This window comes from Coprococcus eutactus, assembly GCF_001404675.1.
In the GTDB taxonomy this organism is placed as follows: domain Bacteria; phylum Bacillota; class Clostridia; order Lachnospirales; family Lachnospiraceae; genus Coprococcus; species Coprococcus aceti.
This window is the reverse complement of the sequence record NZ_CYXU01000001.1, coordinates 516,256-534,289: the sequence shown is the minus strand read 5'-3', so window position 1 is coordinate 534,289 and position 18,034 is coordinate 516,256. Positions and strand designations below refer to the sequence as shown.

The 18,034-nt window shown below is 42.4% G+C and carries 14 protein-coding genes; 4 read left to right on the top strand and 10 right to left on the bottom strand.

What is annotated here, in order from left to right; translation table 11 throughout:
- Window positions 1-8: 8 nt before the first annotated feature.
- The 10 genes from ARA78_RS02330 to ARA78_RS02285 all read right to left on the bottom strand — a co-directional run bounded on the left by ARA78_RS02330 (window position 9) and on the right by ARA78_RS02285 (window position 11,576).
- On the bottom strand, window positions 9-1,502 hold the full coding sequence (locus tag ARA78_RS02330) for a GGDEF domain-containing protein (RefSeq protein WP_022216363.1): 1,494 nt from the start codon (window positions 1,500-1,502) through the stop codon (window positions 9-11).
- Window positions 1,503-1,562: 60 nt separating this feature from the next.
- Window positions 1,563-4,034 carry a 6-pyruvoyl-tetrahydropterin synthase-related protein gene (locus ARA78_RS02325; RefSeq protein WP_055279922.1) on the bottom strand — a complete coding sequence of 824 codons (2,472 nt, stop codon included), beginning with the start codon at window positions 4,032-4,034 and terminating at the stop codon, window positions 1,563-1,565.
- Window positions 4,031-4,480 (bottom strand): 6-carboxytetrahydropterin synthase, encoded by a 450-nt coding sequence (locus ARA78_RS02320; RefSeq protein ID WP_015535025.1) that lies wholly within the window; start codon window positions 4,478-4,480, stop codon window positions 4,031-4,033. Before ARA78_RS02320 ends, ARA78_RS02325 begins: the two co-directional genes overlap by 4 nt.
- Window positions 4,481-4,544: 64 nt before the next feature.
- A complete protein-coding gene (locus tag ARA78_RS02315) occupies window positions 4,545-5,651 on the bottom strand; it encodes a hypothetical protein (protein ID WP_055222731.1) in 1,107 nt (368 codons plus the stop codon).
- Entirely contained in the window at window positions 5,651-7,057 is a 1,407-nt protein-coding gene (locus tag ARA78_RS02310) for a TIGR03111 family XrtG-associated glycosyltransferase (RefSeq protein ID WP_022216359.1), read from the bottom strand. The genes ARA78_RS02315 and ARA78_RS02310 overlap by 1 nt, the downstream gene beginning before the upstream one ends.
- On the bottom strand, window positions 7,029-7,634 hold the full coding sequence (gene xrtG / locus ARA78_RS02305; protein ID WP_015535028.1) for an exosortase family protein XrtG: 606 nt from the start codon (window positions 7,632-7,634) through the stop codon (window positions 7,029-7,031). The genes ARA78_RS02310 and xrtG overlap by 29 nt, the downstream gene beginning before the upstream one ends.
- Before the next feature lie 47 nt (window positions 7,635-7,681).
- Window positions 7,682-8,455 carry a Firmicu-CTERM sorting domain-containing protein gene (locus tag ARA78_RS02300; protein ID WP_015535029.1) on the bottom strand — a complete coding sequence of 258 codons (774 nt, stop codon included), beginning with the start codon at window positions 8,453-8,455 and terminating at the stop codon, window positions 7,682-7,684.
- Between the two features lie 69 nt (window positions 8,456-8,524).
- Window positions 8,525-8,977 carry a 6-carboxytetrahydropterin synthase gene (locus ARA78_RS02295; protein WP_055272840.1) on the bottom strand — a complete coding sequence of 151 codons (453 nt, stop codon included), beginning with the start codon at window positions 8,975-8,977 and terminating at the stop codon, window positions 8,525-8,527.
- A 326-nt stretch (window positions 8,978-9,303) separates the two neighbouring features.
- Entirely contained in the window at window positions 9,304-10,587 is a 1,284-nt protein-coding gene (locus ARA78_RS02290; protein ID WP_055144300.1) for an aminotransferase class I/II-fold pyridoxal phosphate-dependent enzyme, read from the bottom strand.
- Between the two features lie 311 nt (window positions 10,588-10,898).
- On the bottom strand, window positions 10,899-11,576 hold the full coding sequence (locus ARA78_RS02285; protein WP_022216357.1) for a TIGR00266 family protein: 678 nt from the start codon (window positions 11,574-11,576) through the stop codon (window positions 10,899-10,901).
- Window positions 11,577-11,822: 246 nt separating this feature from the next.
- On the opposite strand from ARA78_RS02285, the gene ARA78_RS02280 reads away from it, so the two are divergent.
- From ARA78_RS02280 to carB, 4 genes are all read left to right on the top strand, one after another.
- Entirely contained in the window at window positions 11,823-12,710 is an 888-nt protein-coding gene (locus ARA78_RS02280) for a transporter substrate-binding domain-containing protein (protein WP_055144298.1), read from the top strand.
- 60 nt (window positions 12,711-12,770) lie between these two features.
- Window positions 12,771-13,481 (top strand): amino acid ABC transporter permease, encoded by a 711-nt coding sequence (locus tag ARA78_RS02275; RefSeq protein ID WP_004853031.1) that lies wholly within the window; start codon window positions 12,771-12,773, stop codon window positions 13,479-13,481.
- Window positions 13,465-14,289, top strand: a complete 825-nt coding sequence (locus ARA78_RS02270; protein ID WP_004853032.1) for an amino acid ABC transporter ATP-binding protein — start codon at window positions 13,465-13,467, stop codon at window positions 14,287-14,289. Before ARA78_RS02275 ends, ARA78_RS02270 begins: the two co-directional genes overlap by 17 nt.
- 344 nt (window positions 14,290-14,633) lie before the next feature.
- Window positions 14,634-17,861 carry a carbamoyl-phosphate synthase large subunit gene (gene carB, locus ARA78_RS02265; protein ID WP_055144296.1) on the top strand — a complete coding sequence of 1,076 codons (3,228 nt, stop codon included), beginning with the start codon at window positions 14,634-14,636 and terminating at the stop codon, window positions 17,859-17,861.
- Window positions 17,862-18,034: the final 173 nt, after the last annotated feature.

The following is an 18,034-nucleotide window of genomic DNA, read 5'->3' as shown; positions in this document are numbered from 1 at the left end:
ACCTCTGATCAATCCTGATTTTCAACGAACCAGCTATACTGACTTTTTCCGTTTCTCTTTGATTTATACAAAGCGGTATCAGCCTTCTTCATCATGCTTTCATAATCAGATGAGTTCTCTCCATCTACTATGTAAACACCTGCTGATAACGAAAGATTACATTCAGTATATTGTTTCGAAATCGTTCTGGTAAAATCTTCAGCCAACAGTCTCAGCTCAAATTCCATTTTCTTTCTAACACTTTCCAAAGTCCATCCAGTAAACTTCCTGTACACTGCAAACTCATCACCACCTACCCGTCCGATCACGGAATCTGCTCCAAGCATTTTTGTGAAGAGTTCAGCAGTTTTAGACAGAACCACATCCCCTTCTCCATGACCCAAAGTATCATTTACCTTTTTAAAATTGTCCATATCTATCATTATAAACACATGTGTGACTGTTTCTGACTTTTCCTCAAGACAGGATCCAACAACTTCTCCAAACGAAGCTTTATTCATAAGTCCTGTAAGCTGGTCATATTCAGCCTTTTGCTTTAATTCCTCAATAGCTCCGGAAACAGGTGTATATATTCTTTTCAATACAATGCTTCCTGTCACAACAACCAATAAAGCCAGCACAAGAGTTGCTACAAATGAATACAATTTCAATCTCCCTACTTCTTTGAATATCTCAGATTCACCTATGTAAGACACTACTCTCCAGCCATTTGAACATTGTGCTACGGATATAACATATCCATCCGAATTTGTCTGATATTCGAAGTCGTCATTTTCCTTTGGAAGGTTCACTTCAATTTTTTCTCCAACGCATTTTGCATTATTTGAATACGCAACTTCCTCGGAATCATTTACAAGACACACCCTCATATCCTTGAGTTCATGACTTAAATTCACCACTGAACTTAGTTCCCTGCTATAGAAAGAAGTTACGATCACAGCATTTTCATTAAGTTTCTTGACGTAGAAAAGCCTGTCTGGACTGTTTAAATAATCAAAAAACCAACCGGACATTGTCTTCTCGTCATTTATATGTCCAGTAAAATATGTATATATTCCTCCATCCGGAAAAGCCTGAAGTGTTGTGTTGGAAATCCATCCCACGCTCTTGTCATTGGAATATACGACACCAAAATCTGTAAAGTTGTCAAACACACCAAGGTCACTTATCCTATTCTGAATCGCCGCTTCCTGCTGTATTCTGGTAAATTCATCCAGACTATCATCTGTGGCATCATACTCACACAGCTGATCATCGGAGAAAAAAAGAGCCACTGTATCTTCTATACCGACAAGATAATTGTCGACGTTGTATCCAAGCTGTTGGTTGTTAGACGATATAAGATTCACTATCTTGCTTCTCATATTATCAACTGCCTGTTTTGTTATGATAAAAGATATCATACCTGCTGTGGCAACAACAGCAGCCAGGAAGATGATAGCGAATCTCCTCCTGGCTTTGCTTATCTCATATTCAGTTCTGTTCCTGCTGTTTGCTGACATATCTTTCTTCCCCCGTGTTATATACATAGCTATTATATAACAACTATTATTTGTAAATTGTCAATCTTTTTTCTTTCCGTAATCTTTACACGCTAGTATCCATATTGCACTCATTCCACAAAATCCTACTATACTCACCAACACTCCTGGCCAAAATAATGGATATTTAAACTTTATGTTTGTCACTCCTGTTCCAACACACAGCATATTATTTTCATCCATTATCTCCGAATCAGATACGAAAATATCCTGATATGCAAGAGTAGTATTTATCACGGCTCCATCAGCAATATCTGCCGGAGCATCATTTACTGTTATCACCATTCCACCGTCCGTTATCTCACTACTTATAGGAATCAGCGTTCTCTCAGGAAGATCCTCCGGGCTCACGCCAAGAATATCCTCAACTATCTTCTCTGCACCGCTGTCCCCTGTCACACTATAATAGTACAAAAGATTCAGTCCCACATATTTGATATTCTGACTGTTCTCGTCCGTGGCTGCAAATGCAAGCTGTTCCATCTCATAAGCGAATGTACCTGTCACGTTCATGGCTCCGGTTATATATCCGGTATTCCACTCTGACATATCATCAGGAAATCCTGTAGTAGATATCTGCTCACCGTCATAGCTAAAAATCGGATAGCTGGACTTTAATGATACAGACATATCCGTAACTCCAAGAAATACATGCTGCCTCGTTGCGCTGTCCGCTGGGACATGTGTCATGTCTATGACAACATTTACACCAGAATCCGCAAGAGATCTCACCATCTCCTCAGCCTTCTGTCTGGTGTCATATGAGAATCCGGTCAAAATTACAGTATGGTAGCTTTTCAGTTCGTCCGTAGAATAATCCTCTATATTTGAGGACATTCCTGCCTTAAAAGAAGGAAATGCAAGGGTTATCCCATCCGCATAGTCACCTATGACAATGCCATCATACTGCGTGACAACACCGAACTTCTCCGGACCATCAAGCTTAAACAGGCACACCTTATCCGACTCATATGTCAACGTGTAGCCACTCTTCTTTGCGCTTGCAGTGACATCATCGAGAGTCTTTCCCTTTGCACCTATATACTTTCTGTCAATTGCAACTGTATCGTCTCCAAGCTCGACCGATCTGTCAAACAGATAATCATACTGTTCATTCTCAAGTGCCTGGTTGAGCAGCATTATGTTGTCAGCGGTCGCAGCCCCCTGCCATGCCCATCCAAATGTATATGACGCCCCCCCATCTGTACACACTCCGTACGATGGATAGGAACCGAGACTTGAAAGATCCATGAGCGATGCCCTCTGACTTGTGTTATCCCTCAAAAGGCCCGCCACAGCCACACCGTCATCATTTGCCGGAACGCTGTACCTCTCAAATGTGAATGACGGTATCGCATCCACCACAAGTATGATCACCGAGGCAATCACAAATGGCTTTCTGAGCCGCTCCCACTCTATGAGCGACAGGAAGAAAAATCCATATGCTATAACTGTAAATCGCGTCATCCAGAGTGCCTGACTCATCGGCATCTTTCGAAGTATCGGCAGAACATCCGGTGTCGTGAGCACAAGGATTACAAGAGCCAGGATAAATCCTGATTTTTTCTTGTTATCTGCAAGCAAAATTCCCGCTATGGAGAGCAGGACAACGGATATTCCAAAATAAAATGCGCCGATATCTCCATTTATACGGTTTAACGGATTGAGCGATGAAGAAAGATCAGACATCCACATCGTCATTACATCTGATGCTGCCTCGGAATCCATGGATGATATTCCGCCCGAAAGTGATGGCACAAGCCACACTCCCATGATGAGTATGCCACATATCATCGTGAGCAGGATGATCACCTGACGTCTTATACCCATTTTCCTGTGATGATCGAACAACAAAAACAAGAAAGTTCCTATTCCGATCATAGCTATCATCATGATATGGGTAACGGTTATGAGCATTGTAAATATGAGAATCCCGGCAAGTGCCCATCTCTTCTCTTCCCTGAGATACACCCAGATAAAATATATGAGATATGGGAGAAGGAAGGACACGACCATTCTCGGCATATTGCCCTCATCAATGTACATTCTCGCATTTTCAGGCATGAAGAACCACAGCACAGCAAGTGCTGTTCCAAATACAGGCCTTCCGATTCTTCTGCCGATGAGCAGAAATGCCAGTCCGCCGAAGAATATATACACGCCGAACAAGAGGTAATATGCATTTATCACATTTCCCCCTGTGAAACACATGAGAAGTGCTGTTATATAATATGAAAGAGGCGGCCAGTACCTGTATAACTGGATTCCGTTATACCATGTCTCGTCATACAGAGGATATATCTGTCCACGTTTCAGTGCCTTATAGAGATACTCCGACTTGTACATATGCCCCCATACATCATTTCCCGATGGTTCAGTCACTACGTTCTTAAAGTGTATGACTCCAACCGCTGCCAGTGCGGCAAGGACAACCACACCAAGAGCGAAATAAATATTAAGTTTTCTCCTGCTGAGTTTATCCTTTTCTGTCATTTGGTCTCGTCATTTTCCTTTATATCTTTGAGTATCCTGTCAGTTATGGAGTTTATCGTCTGCATCTCCTCCGTGTAACTATCGTCGATAAGACTTACCACATACGACATCGATGGGGACTCGCTGATCTCCATCATGAGAAATATCCAACCGTTTCTGTTCAATATCTTCGTTAGTTCTTCCTTGAAATACTCACATATATTCTCAAGTGTCGGATTGATCATATCAAACGGCGGAACATCGTTTAACGTCTTGTCCTGGTATGCACTTAAAAACTCCTCAACCCTGTGTTCAAGATGGTGAAACTTGACAGTCTCATCACGTCCCTTGACAACATTTATCACAATCTCCCATGTGTGGGGATGTATTTCTCCCATGACTCCATTTTTGTATATGCCATGTCTGGCATTCAGATAGAATTTGAATTTATACTGTCTGAACCTCATATAATTCACCTCTCAAAACATTTGAACTCAACATCATTTGAATTTGTTCTCATCTGCAGCCGCCTTACCAGTTCGCAAGGTCCAGCAATCTGTCCTTCTCATGGTAAAATGTATTTCTTGGATTTTCCGTGGATACAACTTCTCTGAGTACAGTCTCCAGCTCCGCTCCTTTAGAAAACGCCTCCCATTTGGACAGCATTTCCTCTCTCGTCTTTTCAGCTGCTGCAAGATCCGTCTTGTACATGATCACCACGAAATATCCCTTTGAAAGTTCCGCTGTAACATGATTTTTTCCCATGGAACCCTTTATAAAGTCCATGATCCTGAAAATGGCATCCCGTGAGAAATACCTGTCTCCCATCCTGACGCGAATGAACATAAAAGTGATCGGAAAAAGTTCAGTATCCGAAGATTTCGACAACAGCGTGTCAACTATCTCCAAATCATAGTAACCTTCCCTCTTTATCTCCGTCTTATCGAAATCCCTGTTTCTGAGTTCTTCCTCGTACTGGTCTGTCAGTCTTTCATACTCATCAAACTTTTCATTCCGCTCTGTAAGATCGGACTGCAGCGCAATAACTTTTCTTCCCTCATGTCCAATCCTCCCTGCAAATTCAATTAATATACATCCAAACACCAGTATCGTAGCTATAACGGCTGTCACAATGTAGAATTCCATATTTGAGGTTCCATACTCCTCAAGAACATAATCTTTGTCTGTAAATACACCACACACATACTCTGTTCCAGACACAGACGCCTCACTGACTATTCCGCCCAAATCTTCCATATAGAGTTCAAATTCCGCCTTAGATGATATATTCTCCAGATTCTTTGTTGTATCATCATCCTTCATATACAGCACTCTGCCATCTTTGAGAATGAATCCCCACGTAGTTCCGGATACCGGCACAGAATGTCTTATGAAATGTATCATCGCATCCTCCGATTTCCCAGCCAGCCCATCTGCAATAATCTGCGCTGTGCTGTCCTGTTCATTCTTAAACGAATGTACAACATTGTCCCTGTTGTCCATGATATGGTATCCATAATATATGATCTCAAGCAAAGTGGTGACCAAAACAACTACAAATGCTGCCACCAGTCTTCCCCTGTACGTTTTTTTATTTTCTTTTCTCTTCTCTGTATTTTTATCTGTAGATCTGTCCATCATCTGGTCTCCTCATGTGCACCTGCCAGCTCATCCTCAGGATAGTTGACAAATCTGCGTACCTTATCTAGTCCGTGTGTAAACCGCAGAAAATCGCTCCTTACTACGCCCACTGCCGTATCCCTTTCATCTGAAAAAGTCTGCATCTTCCAGCTGCCCTTTGACTTCATGGAATTTATTATTCCGGCAAACCTGAACCAGAATACAACAAAATTGTAAAGTGGCAGCAGAAATATCAGATAAATTTTTCGCACATAGTATCTTCTAAGCTTTTTAAAGGGCTTTAAAAACAGGCTTATACATATATAAAGAAGTGCTGTGGTAAAAACATACAGCATGTACATAATGATGACCGACTGTATGATAAGACTAAATGGGTAATTCACAAATCCCAGACATATTAGTGCGAAGTACCATATCATTCGCGGAAATGCAAATGTATGATCAAACATGACAAGTCTAACTATGAAATCCGAGAAAAATCCCCTGACCACATTCATTCTGTTCTTCATGAACATATGGACAACCTCTATCTCCCCACGCTGCCATCTCTGCCTCTGGATATACAATCTGTTCACGTCTTCTATCGGATCAACGTAAAATATCGCCTCACTGCAGAGAACCACACTTTCACCAAGCACATCTCTTATCTGAAATGTTACGTGTGTGTCCTCGCACACTGTATCCGTATTGTACATATTGGTTCTCATGATGGTGGAACGTCTGAACGCTGAAAAAGCACCGGAAAGTGTAAATATGTTGTTGAATTCTGACTGAAAGTTTCTTCCGGCAAGAAAAGCCTGGGCATACTCAAAAAACTCAAGTTTTCTGAGCAGGCGAAGTCCGAATCCCTTTGTCTCGTCTATCATCTCAGGATTTGTCATGATTGTACCCGTCATACAGTCAATATCAGCGTTTCTCTCAAACTTTACGACCATATTTCTTATGGCATCCCTCTGCAGAACACCGTCACTGTCTATATGGATCACATATTTGCCAAAGCTGTTGAAAAGCCCAAGGTTCAGTGCCTTAGACTTGCCCTGCTTTGAATTTACCCAGTTCATGGTAAGTTCCGGAAACTCCTCCTGACACTCGCAGAACACTTCAAAGCTTCTGTCTGTACTCATGTTGTTGACGACAAGTATATATATCTTATCATTTGGGTAACTTGAATCATTAATTGACTTGATACACCGTCTAAGACTGTGCTCTTGATTGTACACCGGTATTATCATGGTTATCTCAGGTGAAAAGTTTACTGCCTTCTCCTTATGTGACACTATCTTTTTCTTTATCAGTATCACAAAGTTGCCTATGGTCGGAATGATCTCCATAACTATAGGTATGATGACCCAGGCTGCCCAGAATATAATAGAACTATGAAATATCTGCATTATGTGCGTCAAACTTAAAACCTCCAACCTTCTGTCTTATTATCTGCGACTTTGTAAATACAAAGAAATATAGTGCAACCGTGCATGCATAGAACACAAGACGCCCTATTATCGTATGGGCAATGAAGTATGAACTTTCTCCAAACATATATATTATGAGGCAGATCACAAATATCCTGAGTACATTTGACACAAATATCGCAAATCCTCCCACTACGCTGAGCACGCTTTTCTCATATGTGTGATACAAAGGAAAAAACCACAGGAGCGCCAAAAATGCCAGTATCTCTATGATGCCTGAGCACTCATAGTCTATATACATTGAAAGGTTTGTATCCCCTGTGGATATAAATATTACATTTTTGTTGAAATAAGACTCGTATATTCCAGTCATATCCCCAAACATCCCTGCCACTGCGGATACTGCTTTTTGCAGTGGGGCAAGAATGACCGGCTCAACCAGTATAAGCATGTATATAAAGAGACCCACACTGCCTGCAATGAAATACCAGAATTCGAGTTTGCCACGTTTTAGAACCGTAAGCACATATATCCATATAATAAACGTTACGATCAACAGTATGTTCATCCTGTGTTCTGTCTCCTTTTCACATAGTAATTTTATTATACGAGGGTTTACCTCTTCTTTCTTCTGCACACAAACACTCCGCCTGTTGCAAGTGCCATCGCCATAGCTGCCCCTGCCCACGGACCTGTCGGAGTTCCGGTTATAGTTACGCCCTGCGCGCCGATATTAGGGTTGGACACTGTGATAGTCGCCCCCTGATCAATGTTTATACCCAGATAATCAGCCAGTTTCTTCATTGATATTGAAAACTCTATCTCATCACCCTTTCCCGTCTCAGTGTGTGCTGCATCATAAACCGTAAATGCCACATCGCCATCTATATCTGTATAGTAACCTGCGAACACACCAAAATTCCTGTATATTCCCTCACCTAGATTATACATCTGTCCCGACCAGTTGATCGAACCATCTGAATTCACAGGTAATACATTGAGCACACACTGTTTACCATCTACTGTAATGTTCCAGAACTGGAACTGCATCTGTGATGTGTACAGGTCATTCATGGAAAAATGCACATACAGCCTGTCGCCATCTATCGCAATCTGTCCCTTGTGAACCGAATAGCCATTGTTGCTGTTATATGTTATATCAGCAGATGGATACTGACTCCATTCACCGTAATATCCATCTATGGCAAGCCCTGTTGTGACAGGTCCACTTGAATTGCTCTTTGCCGCATCTGTCTGGGTTGCAACTGCATCATCCGCAAATGCCTGTATTCTGCCGCCCATAATAGAAAAAACTATAAAAATAACAGCGAAAGAAACAGCCATAACGCCTCTGTTCAAATGTTTCTTATACGATTCTCTTTTCTTCATACTCATCACGCCTCATCTCTGTAGTATATTTTCATTGCTCAATTTATATATGTATATATTTCATCTATATCAGCTAAGTCCTGTCATACTCTCAAGTTTCAATATATCATCAAATATCTTCTGATAATTTCTGTTGCTTGTATCCATGTTCATGGTCGGCAGCAGCATCCTGTCAGATACCTGATACACACATAGCGGATTCTCAGATATATCAAGCTGGTATAACTCCATACCACTTTTCATAAACTGTTTTCGCAATTTCTCGTAGAAGTAGTCGCCTATTGTCTCAAGGGTATTACCACATCCCTCAAACTCAGGAAGTTCATTAAGATACCGTCCCCTATACTGATCTATAAATGACGAGATGATTGCTTCCAACTTAAAAAAGGGAATATCCTCTTTACTATCCTTCATACCTATATAAGTGACAACTGTAAATGAGTGTCCATGTATCTTCGTTATGTCGCCATTAAAACTATGTTTTGCATTAAAGTAGGTTCTGTATATATAGTAGTTAAACAACCATACCCCTCCCGACCATAAACTTCTATTTCAACTTAATAAGACTCATTCTTATCATCTCTAAATTATAAGTACATCATTGTGATATATCAATGATGAAAAATTGCCAAAATAATGTCTGTTTTATGAACATTTTGTAACTTTATGTATAGTCAGAACGTTTCAACCGATTGCGCTGTTCACATTTTATTATCTGTTTGAGTGTTATTGATTGAATAGTCACAGAATCAGTCAAACAGTCATGATGTGAAGAGTCAAAAAAAGATCCCATCCATATGAATGAGATCTTTTTATCTATATCTGCATTATTGCCCCGACATTGCCATTTATGACTCAAGCAGTTTCTGAACACTTACAAGCTTTACGCAGAGAACAAATATCTCTGTTGCCTGCTGCATCTCCTCCGGTGTAGGGAATGAAGGTGCGATTCTGATGTTGCTGTCCTTTGGATCGTTGTGGTATGGGAATGTTGCTCCTGCGCCTGTGAGGATAACTCCTGCCTCCTTGCACTTTGCAACTATAGCCTTTGCACAGCCTTCCATAGCGTCAAATGATATGAAATATCCGCCGAGAGGCTTGATCCATGAACCAATTCCAAGTCCATCAAGCTCCTCCTCAAGAACTTTGAGAGTTGTTTCAAACTTTGGTCTCATGAAATCAGCATGCTTCTTCATATGCTCCTTGAGTCCGTCAAGGTTCTTGAAGTATCTTGCATGTCTGAGCTGATTTACCTTATCGTTTCCTATGGTCTGTATTGTGTAATGCTTCTTGGCATCCTCAAGATTTGCATGTGATGTAGCCATAGCTGAAACTCCTGAACCAGGGAAGCTTACCTTTGATGTTGAAGCAAACTCAAATACCATATCCGGATTGCCGGCCTTTTCACACTCTCCGATGATATCAAGTATCTCTACCTGATTGTCCTCATACAGATGATGGATGACATATGCATTGTCCCAGAAGATTCTGAAGTCCTTAGCTGCTGGTCTTAGATTTGCAAATCTTCTTACTGTCTCATCGCTGTAACAGATTCCCTGTGGGTTTGAGTACTTTGGCACGCACCATATGCCCTTTACTGTTGGATCTGAATTTACAAGTTCTTCAACCATATCCATGTCTGGACCTGTCTCTGACATAGGTATGTTGATCATCTCTATTCCAAAATGCTCTGTGATGGCAAAATGTCTGTCATATCCTGGAACAGGACAGAGGAACTTCACCTTATCTAGCTTGCACCAAGGTGTCTCTCCCATTATTCCATGTGTATATGCTCTTGATACAGTGTCAAACATAAGAGTGAGACTTGCGTTACCACCGATGAAGATATGATCCTCAGTGGTTCCCATCATCTCAGCCATAAGTCTCTTGACCTCTGGAATTCCATCAAGGCACCCATAGTTTCTGCAGTCTATGCCACACTCTGACTTCATATCAGAATCACTGTTGATAACATCCATAAGACCAACAGATACTCCAAGCTGGGTTGGTGATGGCTTACCTCTTGACATATCAAGGTTCAGGCCAAGAGCCTTCTTCTCTTCATATGCCGCAAGCAGCTGCTCTCTAAGTTCCATTAACTCTTCTCTTGATAATTCACTGTACGCTTTCATAAAAGTCTCCCTTGCTACCTAACAATGTTATAGTTATATGTCCAGGTTGCACGTCAAAATATTCTACATCAAATAGACTATCCTAACGTTCAACCCTTGTATCATATAATTTATTTCTCCGGTTGTCTAGACCTTAATCGCATAAGTTTGCAGTATTTTGCAAATTTTGGTTGAAAAATCTAAGTTTAATCACTGTATTCGACTATATTTTCGTCAAAATTTCATATTTAACTTTTTATTTTCAAGTTAGCCGACATTGAAAGATGCTGCAGTGTTCTTTTGGGGTCGGCTTAAATATATGGCTCTATTGGTTATTTAGATGGTATCATGGATGCTATCTCAGCGGCAAGCTGCGACTTCGGCATGGTCTGAAGTGTTATCTTGCCAGGACCAGTTACCACTGTATTGAAGAATCCCTCTCCTCCAAAGAACATATTCATGGCACCACCCTTTACTGTCTCTGCGTTTAAGGAACATGTTGCATCCATCATTGCAAGATAACCTGTGTCAATGACCATCTGCTGTCCCGGTGCAAGCATGTAATCCACAACAGAACCATCGATTTCAAGGAACACTATTCCCTGACCTGTAATCCTCTGCATAATAAATCCCTCACCTCCGAAGAACCCACCGGCTATCTTCTTTTGAAAAGCTATCTCCAGATTGATTCCCGGTGTCGATGCAAGGTATGCTGACTTCTGACAAATGATCTCCTTGCCAGGTCCTATCTCAACCGCCATTATATTCCCCACAAAGCTTGAACCGAATGCTATCAGTCCAGGTCCCCCCTGAGCCGTATATGTATTTCGGAACATCGATTCACCGGATATGGCCCTGGTGAACATCTTGCCTACTCCGCCACCTGATGTCTGCATCTGCATATTCGGAGACATCCATACCATTGCACCTTTTTCGCAGTTTATAGATTCCCCTGCCTCCAGAATGATTTCTACCACAGGCATCATGCCGCCTTTGATCTCGTATCTCATATAATCTGACCTCCCTGTATTCTCCATATTTAATATGAGTTTCATTTTTTTAATTGGTACAAATGTATTATATAGTAAATACTATTCATATAACAATGTTTATTTATAAATCATGAATAAAAGCCTGTTTTTATTAGGCATATCACTTTTTCCCACTTTTGGAACGAGTTTTTTCATATATTAATTGCTTTTTTTGAAACACAATGGTATATTTATTCAGATAAAATATGAAAGGAAGATGTAAAAATGAAACTCAAAAAATTATTAGCAATTTCAATGTCAGCAGTTCTGGCTATGACAGCTCTTACTGCATGTGGAAGCAAGGATGATTCTTCGGAGGCAGGTTCAGGGAGTGCTTCATCAAAGAAGACTGCAAAGGTCATCGAGATTGACCTTACAGACGAGCAGTATGCTTTCGGTGTTGACAAGGAACAGCCTGAGCTCTTAACACAGGTTAACGATTTCATCAAGTCAATGAACGAAGACGGAACATTTGAAGAGATCTGCAATCACTACTTCGGCGATGGCGAGCCTGTTGCAGTTGAGTCAGCAACACTCGATGCAAACAAGGATCAGCTTGTAGTTGCAACCAATGCTGCATTCGAGCCATTTGAGTATACAAAGGGAGAGAACTACTATGGTGTCGATATGGAGATAGCTAAGGCTCTCGCAGACAAGCTTGGCAAGGAGCTCGTTATCCAGAACATGGATTTCGATGCTGTATGTCTCTCAGTTGGTCAGCACAAGTGTGATATCGCTATGGCAGGTCTTACTATAAAGCCAGATCGTGAGGAGTATGTAAGCTTCTCAGATTCATACTACAAGGCTTCTCAGAAGCTTATCGTTACATCAGACAATACAGAGTTTGATGATTGCAAGACAGCTGATGATGTCAACAAGATCCTTCAGGCTAAAGGCTCAGACATGAAGATTGGTTTCCAGACAGGTACTACCGGACAGTTCTACTGCGAGGGTGACGCAGACTGGGGATTCACAAAGCTTGCTATGACTTCAACAGGCTACAAGAACGGTTCTCTTGCAGTTCAGGATCTTTTAAATGGTAACCTCAACTATGTTATCATCGATGCTGCTCCTGCAGCCAGCATCACTGCTGCTCTTAACGCAATGCAGTAAATTTTAATTCGAATTTAGTAATTTTAGTATTAACGCCAATTATGTTTGAAAGGATATTTCATGGGAGACATTTCTACAAAAATACAAAAGTTCATAGAAATATTCATCGACAACAACGGGTATGTTAAGGTAGTCGAGGGTCTGAAGAATACTGTGATAATAGCCATTGCCGGTCTTATCATCGGTATAATAATCGGTACCCTCATTGCTACCGTCAGGGTAATTCCAAAGTACAAGCGTCTGCCTAGGGTTCTGGATGCGATCTGCAGTGTATATGTAGGTTTCTTCCGTGGAACACCTATGGTTGTACAGCTTCTTCTCTTCTACTATGTTCTTCTTCCTATAGTGGGAGGACACATGACAGGAGTTCAGGTGGCTATGCTTGTATTCGGACTCAACAGCGGTGCCTACATCTCAGAGATCATGCGTGGTGGTATACTCTCCGTTGATCCAGGTCAGATGGAAGGTGGACGTGCCATGGGACTCAGTTTTTCGACTACCATGCTCAAAATCGTTATACCTCAGGCAGTCAAGAATATTCTGCCAACCCTTGGAAATGAATTTATTTCTTTAATAAAGGAGACTTCAGTTGTAAGTTTTGTCGGAGCAACTGATCTCTACGTTGCATTCAACTACATCGGAAGTAACAGCTACGAATTCATGGTCCCTTATCTGGTCATGGCACTTATCTACATCGTGATGGTGCTTCTCATCAGCCTGGGAATCAAATTAATGGAAAGGAGCCTGAGAAAGAGTGATAGACGTCATTAATCTTGAAAAAAGCTTCGGTGATAACAAAGTCTTAAACGGCATCAATATCACCATAGACAAAGGCGATATAATGGTTGTTATCGGCCCTTCAGGTTCTGGTAAAAGTACATTTCTTCGCTGTTTGAACTGTATGGAAGATCCTACCGGCGGCCAGATTATATTCAATGGTGTTGATATAGCAGACCCTAAGGTTGATATCAACATACACCGCCGTCATATGGGTATGGTTTTCCAGCATTTCAATCTGTATAACAACAAGACTGTTATACAGAATATCATGCTTGCTCCTGTCTATGTCAGATGTCAGGATCTGAAAAAGGCAAAGCGGCATAATCTTCTGCTTCCTGTCACCAATCTCTTCCGCAAGGAAAAGCAGACAAAGCAGGAAATAACAACAACAAAATCAGAGATCATTGCCGAGGCACATGCAAAGGCGGAGGAACTCCTGAAGAGGATCGGTCTGGAGGACAAGGCGGATGTATATCCATCTACTCTCTCAGGCGGTCAGAAACAGCGTGTTGCCATCGTCCGTGCGCTTGCCATGAATCCTGATGTCATTCTGTTTGATGAGCCAACCTCCGCTCTTGACCCCGAGATGGTCGGCGAGGTTCTTGATCTTATGAAGGCTCTTGCAGACGAAGGCATGACAATGATCATTGTTACCCATGAGATGGGATTCGCCAGAGAGGTTGCCAATAAGGTTGTATTTATTGACGACGGACAGATTCTAGAATCCGGTACACCGGAGGAATTCTTCGGCAACCCTAAGAATCCTAGACTTAAGGATTTCCTTTCAAAAGTGTTATAAGACATTTTATCCGGCATGTGTGTTTTTTCATATGTGCCGGATTTTTTATAAAAAATTCCATGCCATTCATAATTTTTACTATATATTCATACGTACTTTCCAATTCAATTCTTGATCCATTTCATATTTCAGTTCATTTTTTCAATTTATTTCCTTATTAGCTATGTACTTTTGGGCTCTTATACTTTATAATATCAATAATTTGGGCATTTTTATAAAAGAAAATAAACGATGTCCGGCAATGTTTAAAATCACATTAAAATACTTCTTTATTTTGTGTGATTTCATGTAGTTTTCAGTGCTCTCGCTCTGAACAAGAATCATTTTACAATAAGGAGAAAGATATGCCAAAAAGAGAAGACATTAACAAAGTTCTGATAATAGGATCTGGTCCAATCATCATCGGTCAGGCATGTGAGTTCGACTACTCAGGTACTCAGGCGTGCAAGGCCCTTAAGAAGCTTGGTTACGAGATCGTATTGGTCAATTCCAACCCTGCTACCATCATGACAGATCCTGAGACAGCTGATGTCACATACATTGAGCCGCTCAATGTCAAGAGACTTGAGCAGATAATTGCAAAAGAGAGACCTGACGCTCTTCTTCCAAATCTTGGAGGACAGTCAGGACTTAACCTTTGTGCTGAACTTGCAAAAGAAGGCATCTTAGACAAATACAATGTCAAGGTCATCGGTGTTCAGGTAGATGCCATTGAGCGCGGTGAGGACAGAATCGAATTCAAGAAATCCATGAACGCAATCGGAATAGAAATGGCAAGAAGCGAGGTTGCCTACTCTGTAGATGAGGCTCTCGCCATCGCAGATCAGCTCGGATACCCTGTTGTTCTTCGTCCTGCATACACCATGGGCGGTGCCGGCGGCGGACTCGTATACAACAAGGAGGAGCTCAAAACTGTCTGTGCAAGAGGTCTCCAGGCCAGCCTTGTAGGTCAGGTCCTCGTTGAGGAGTCAATCCTCGGATGGGAGGAGCTTGAGCTTGAAGTTGTACGTGACTGCGAAGGCAATATGATCACTGTATGTTTCATCGAGAACATCGATCCTCTCGGCGTACACACAGGTGATTCATTCTGCTCCGCTCCTATGCTCACAATCTCTGAGGACGTTCAGAAGAGACTTCAGGAGCAGGCATACAAGATCGTTGACTCTGTTGAGGTCATCGGTGGAACAAATGTACAGTTCGCACATGACCCTGTATCTGACAGAATCATCGTAATCGAGATCAACCCTAGAACATCCCGTTCTTCTGCTCTGGCATCAAAGGCTACAGGATTCCCTATTGCCCTTGTGTCAGCCATGCTGGCAACAGGACTTACCCTCAAGGATATCGAGTGCGGTAAGTATGGCACACTGGACAAATACGTTCCGGACGGTGACTATGTGGTTATCAAGTTCGCACGTTGGGCATTCGAGAAGTTCAAGGGTGTTGAGGACAAGCTCGGAACCCAGATGCGTGCCGTAGGTGAGGTCATGAGTATCGGTAAGACCTACAAGGAGGCATTCCAGAAGGCTATCCGAAGCCTTGAGACAGGAAGATACGGCCTCGGCTACGCCAAGGACTACAATACAAAGAGCAAGGATGAACTATTGCGCATGCTTGCACATCCATCAAGCGACAGACATTTCATCATGTACGAGGCGCTCAGAAAGGGTGCTACAGTAGATGAGATTTTCGATATAACAAAGGTTAAGCACTACTTTGTTGAGCAGATGAAGGAACTCGTTGAGGAAGAGGAAGCACTCGCAGCACACAAGGGCTCTCTCCCATCCGACGAGGCTCTTACCACTGCAAAGAAGGACGGTTTCTCAGACAGATACCTCAGCCAGATCCTTGAGATTCCTGAGGAGGACATCAGAAATAAGAGAATCGAGCTCGGAGTTACTGAGGCATGGGAAGGCGTACACGTAAGTGGAACAAAGGACAGTGCTTACTACTACTCCACATACAATGCACCTGACAGCAATCCGATAAATGAGAACAAGCCAAAGGTTATGATCCTCGGCGGAGGTCCTAACAGAATCGGTCAGGGTATCGAGTTTGACTACTGTTGCGTACATGCATCACTGGCACTTAAGAAGCTCGGATTTGAGACTATCATAGTAAACTGTAATCCAGAGACTGTTTCAACTGACTATGATACATCAGATAAGCTCTACTTTGAGCCACTTACACTTGAGGATGTTCTCAGCATTTACAACAAGGAAAAGCCAGTGGGCGTCATCGCACAGTTCGGCGGTCAGACACCTCTTAACCTTGCTTCTGACCTTGAGAAGAACGGCGTAAAGATCCTCGGTACATCTCCTGCTGTCATCGATCTTGCAGAGGACAGAGATCTCTTCCGTGAGATGATGGATAAACTTGAGATACCTATGCCAGAATCTGGTATGGCTACTACTGTTGACGAGGCACTTGAGATCGCTCACAAGATTGGCTATCCAGTCATGGTCCGTCCATCATACGTTCTCGGTGGACGTGGTATGGAGGTCGTATACGATGACGAGAGCCTTGACGGATATATGAGAGCTGCCGTTGGTGTCACACCTGACAGACCTATACTTATAGACAGATTCCTGAATCACGCCCTTGAGTGTGAGGCAGATGCCATAAGCGACGGAACTCACGCATTTGTTCCTGCCGTTATGGAGCACATCGAGCTTGCCGGAGTTCACTCAGGTGATTCAGCCTGCATCATTCCTTCAGTACACATCACTGCTGAGAATGTTGCTACTATCAAAGAATATACAAAGAAGATCGCTGAGGAGATGCATGTCGTAGGTCTTATGAACATGCAGTACGCTATTGAGAAAGGCAAGGTATATGTTCTTGAGGCAAATCCTAGAGCATCCCGTACAGTGCCTCTCGTATCAAAGGTATGTAACGTGCGCATGGTTCCTATCGCTACTGATATCATCACATCAGAGCTCACAGGAAGACCATCTCCTGTTCCAGCTCTCAAGGAGCAGCACATACCATATTACGGAGTTAAGGAGGCTGTATTCCCATTCAACATGTTCCCAGAGGTTGACCCGATCTTAGGACCTGAGATGAGATCTACAGGTGAGGTTCTCGGACTTTCAACCTACTACGGAGAGGCATTCTACAAGGCTCAGGAGGCTACACAGACTCTCCTTCCTACAAGCGGAACTGTCCTGATCTCTGTAAACAGAAAGGACAAGGATGAGGTTATCGAGATCGCTCAGCTCTTCGAGAAAGCTGGTTTCAAGATCCTTGCTACAAGCGGAACATATGCCATAATTACGGCTGCCGGAGTAAAAGCTGAGAAAGTCAAAAAGCTCCAGGAGGGCAGACCAAACATCAATGACCTTATAACAAATGGCTCTATAGACCTGATAATCAATTCTCCGAGCGGTAAGGAAAGTGCCCACGACGACAGTTACCTCAGAAAGGCTGCCATCAAGGCAAAGATTCCTTATGTGACTACAATTGCAGGCGCAAGAGCAACCGCAAAGGGTATCCTGTACGTTCAGGCGCATGGCGACAGCGATGTGAAGTCACTGCAGGAGCTTCACAGTGAGATAAAGGACGCTGAGTAATATCGGGCGCGAGCGGCTTTGCCGCTCAGGTGGCCCGGATTGCCAGTTAAAGGACTAGAGGCTTGCTCTAGTTTACAATTTGTTGGCCAGCAAGACCTCTCAGCATTCAAAAGTGCATAAAATTTTATCTAAAATGACAAAAACCAGGAAAAGGATACAATTTCTAATGTCTT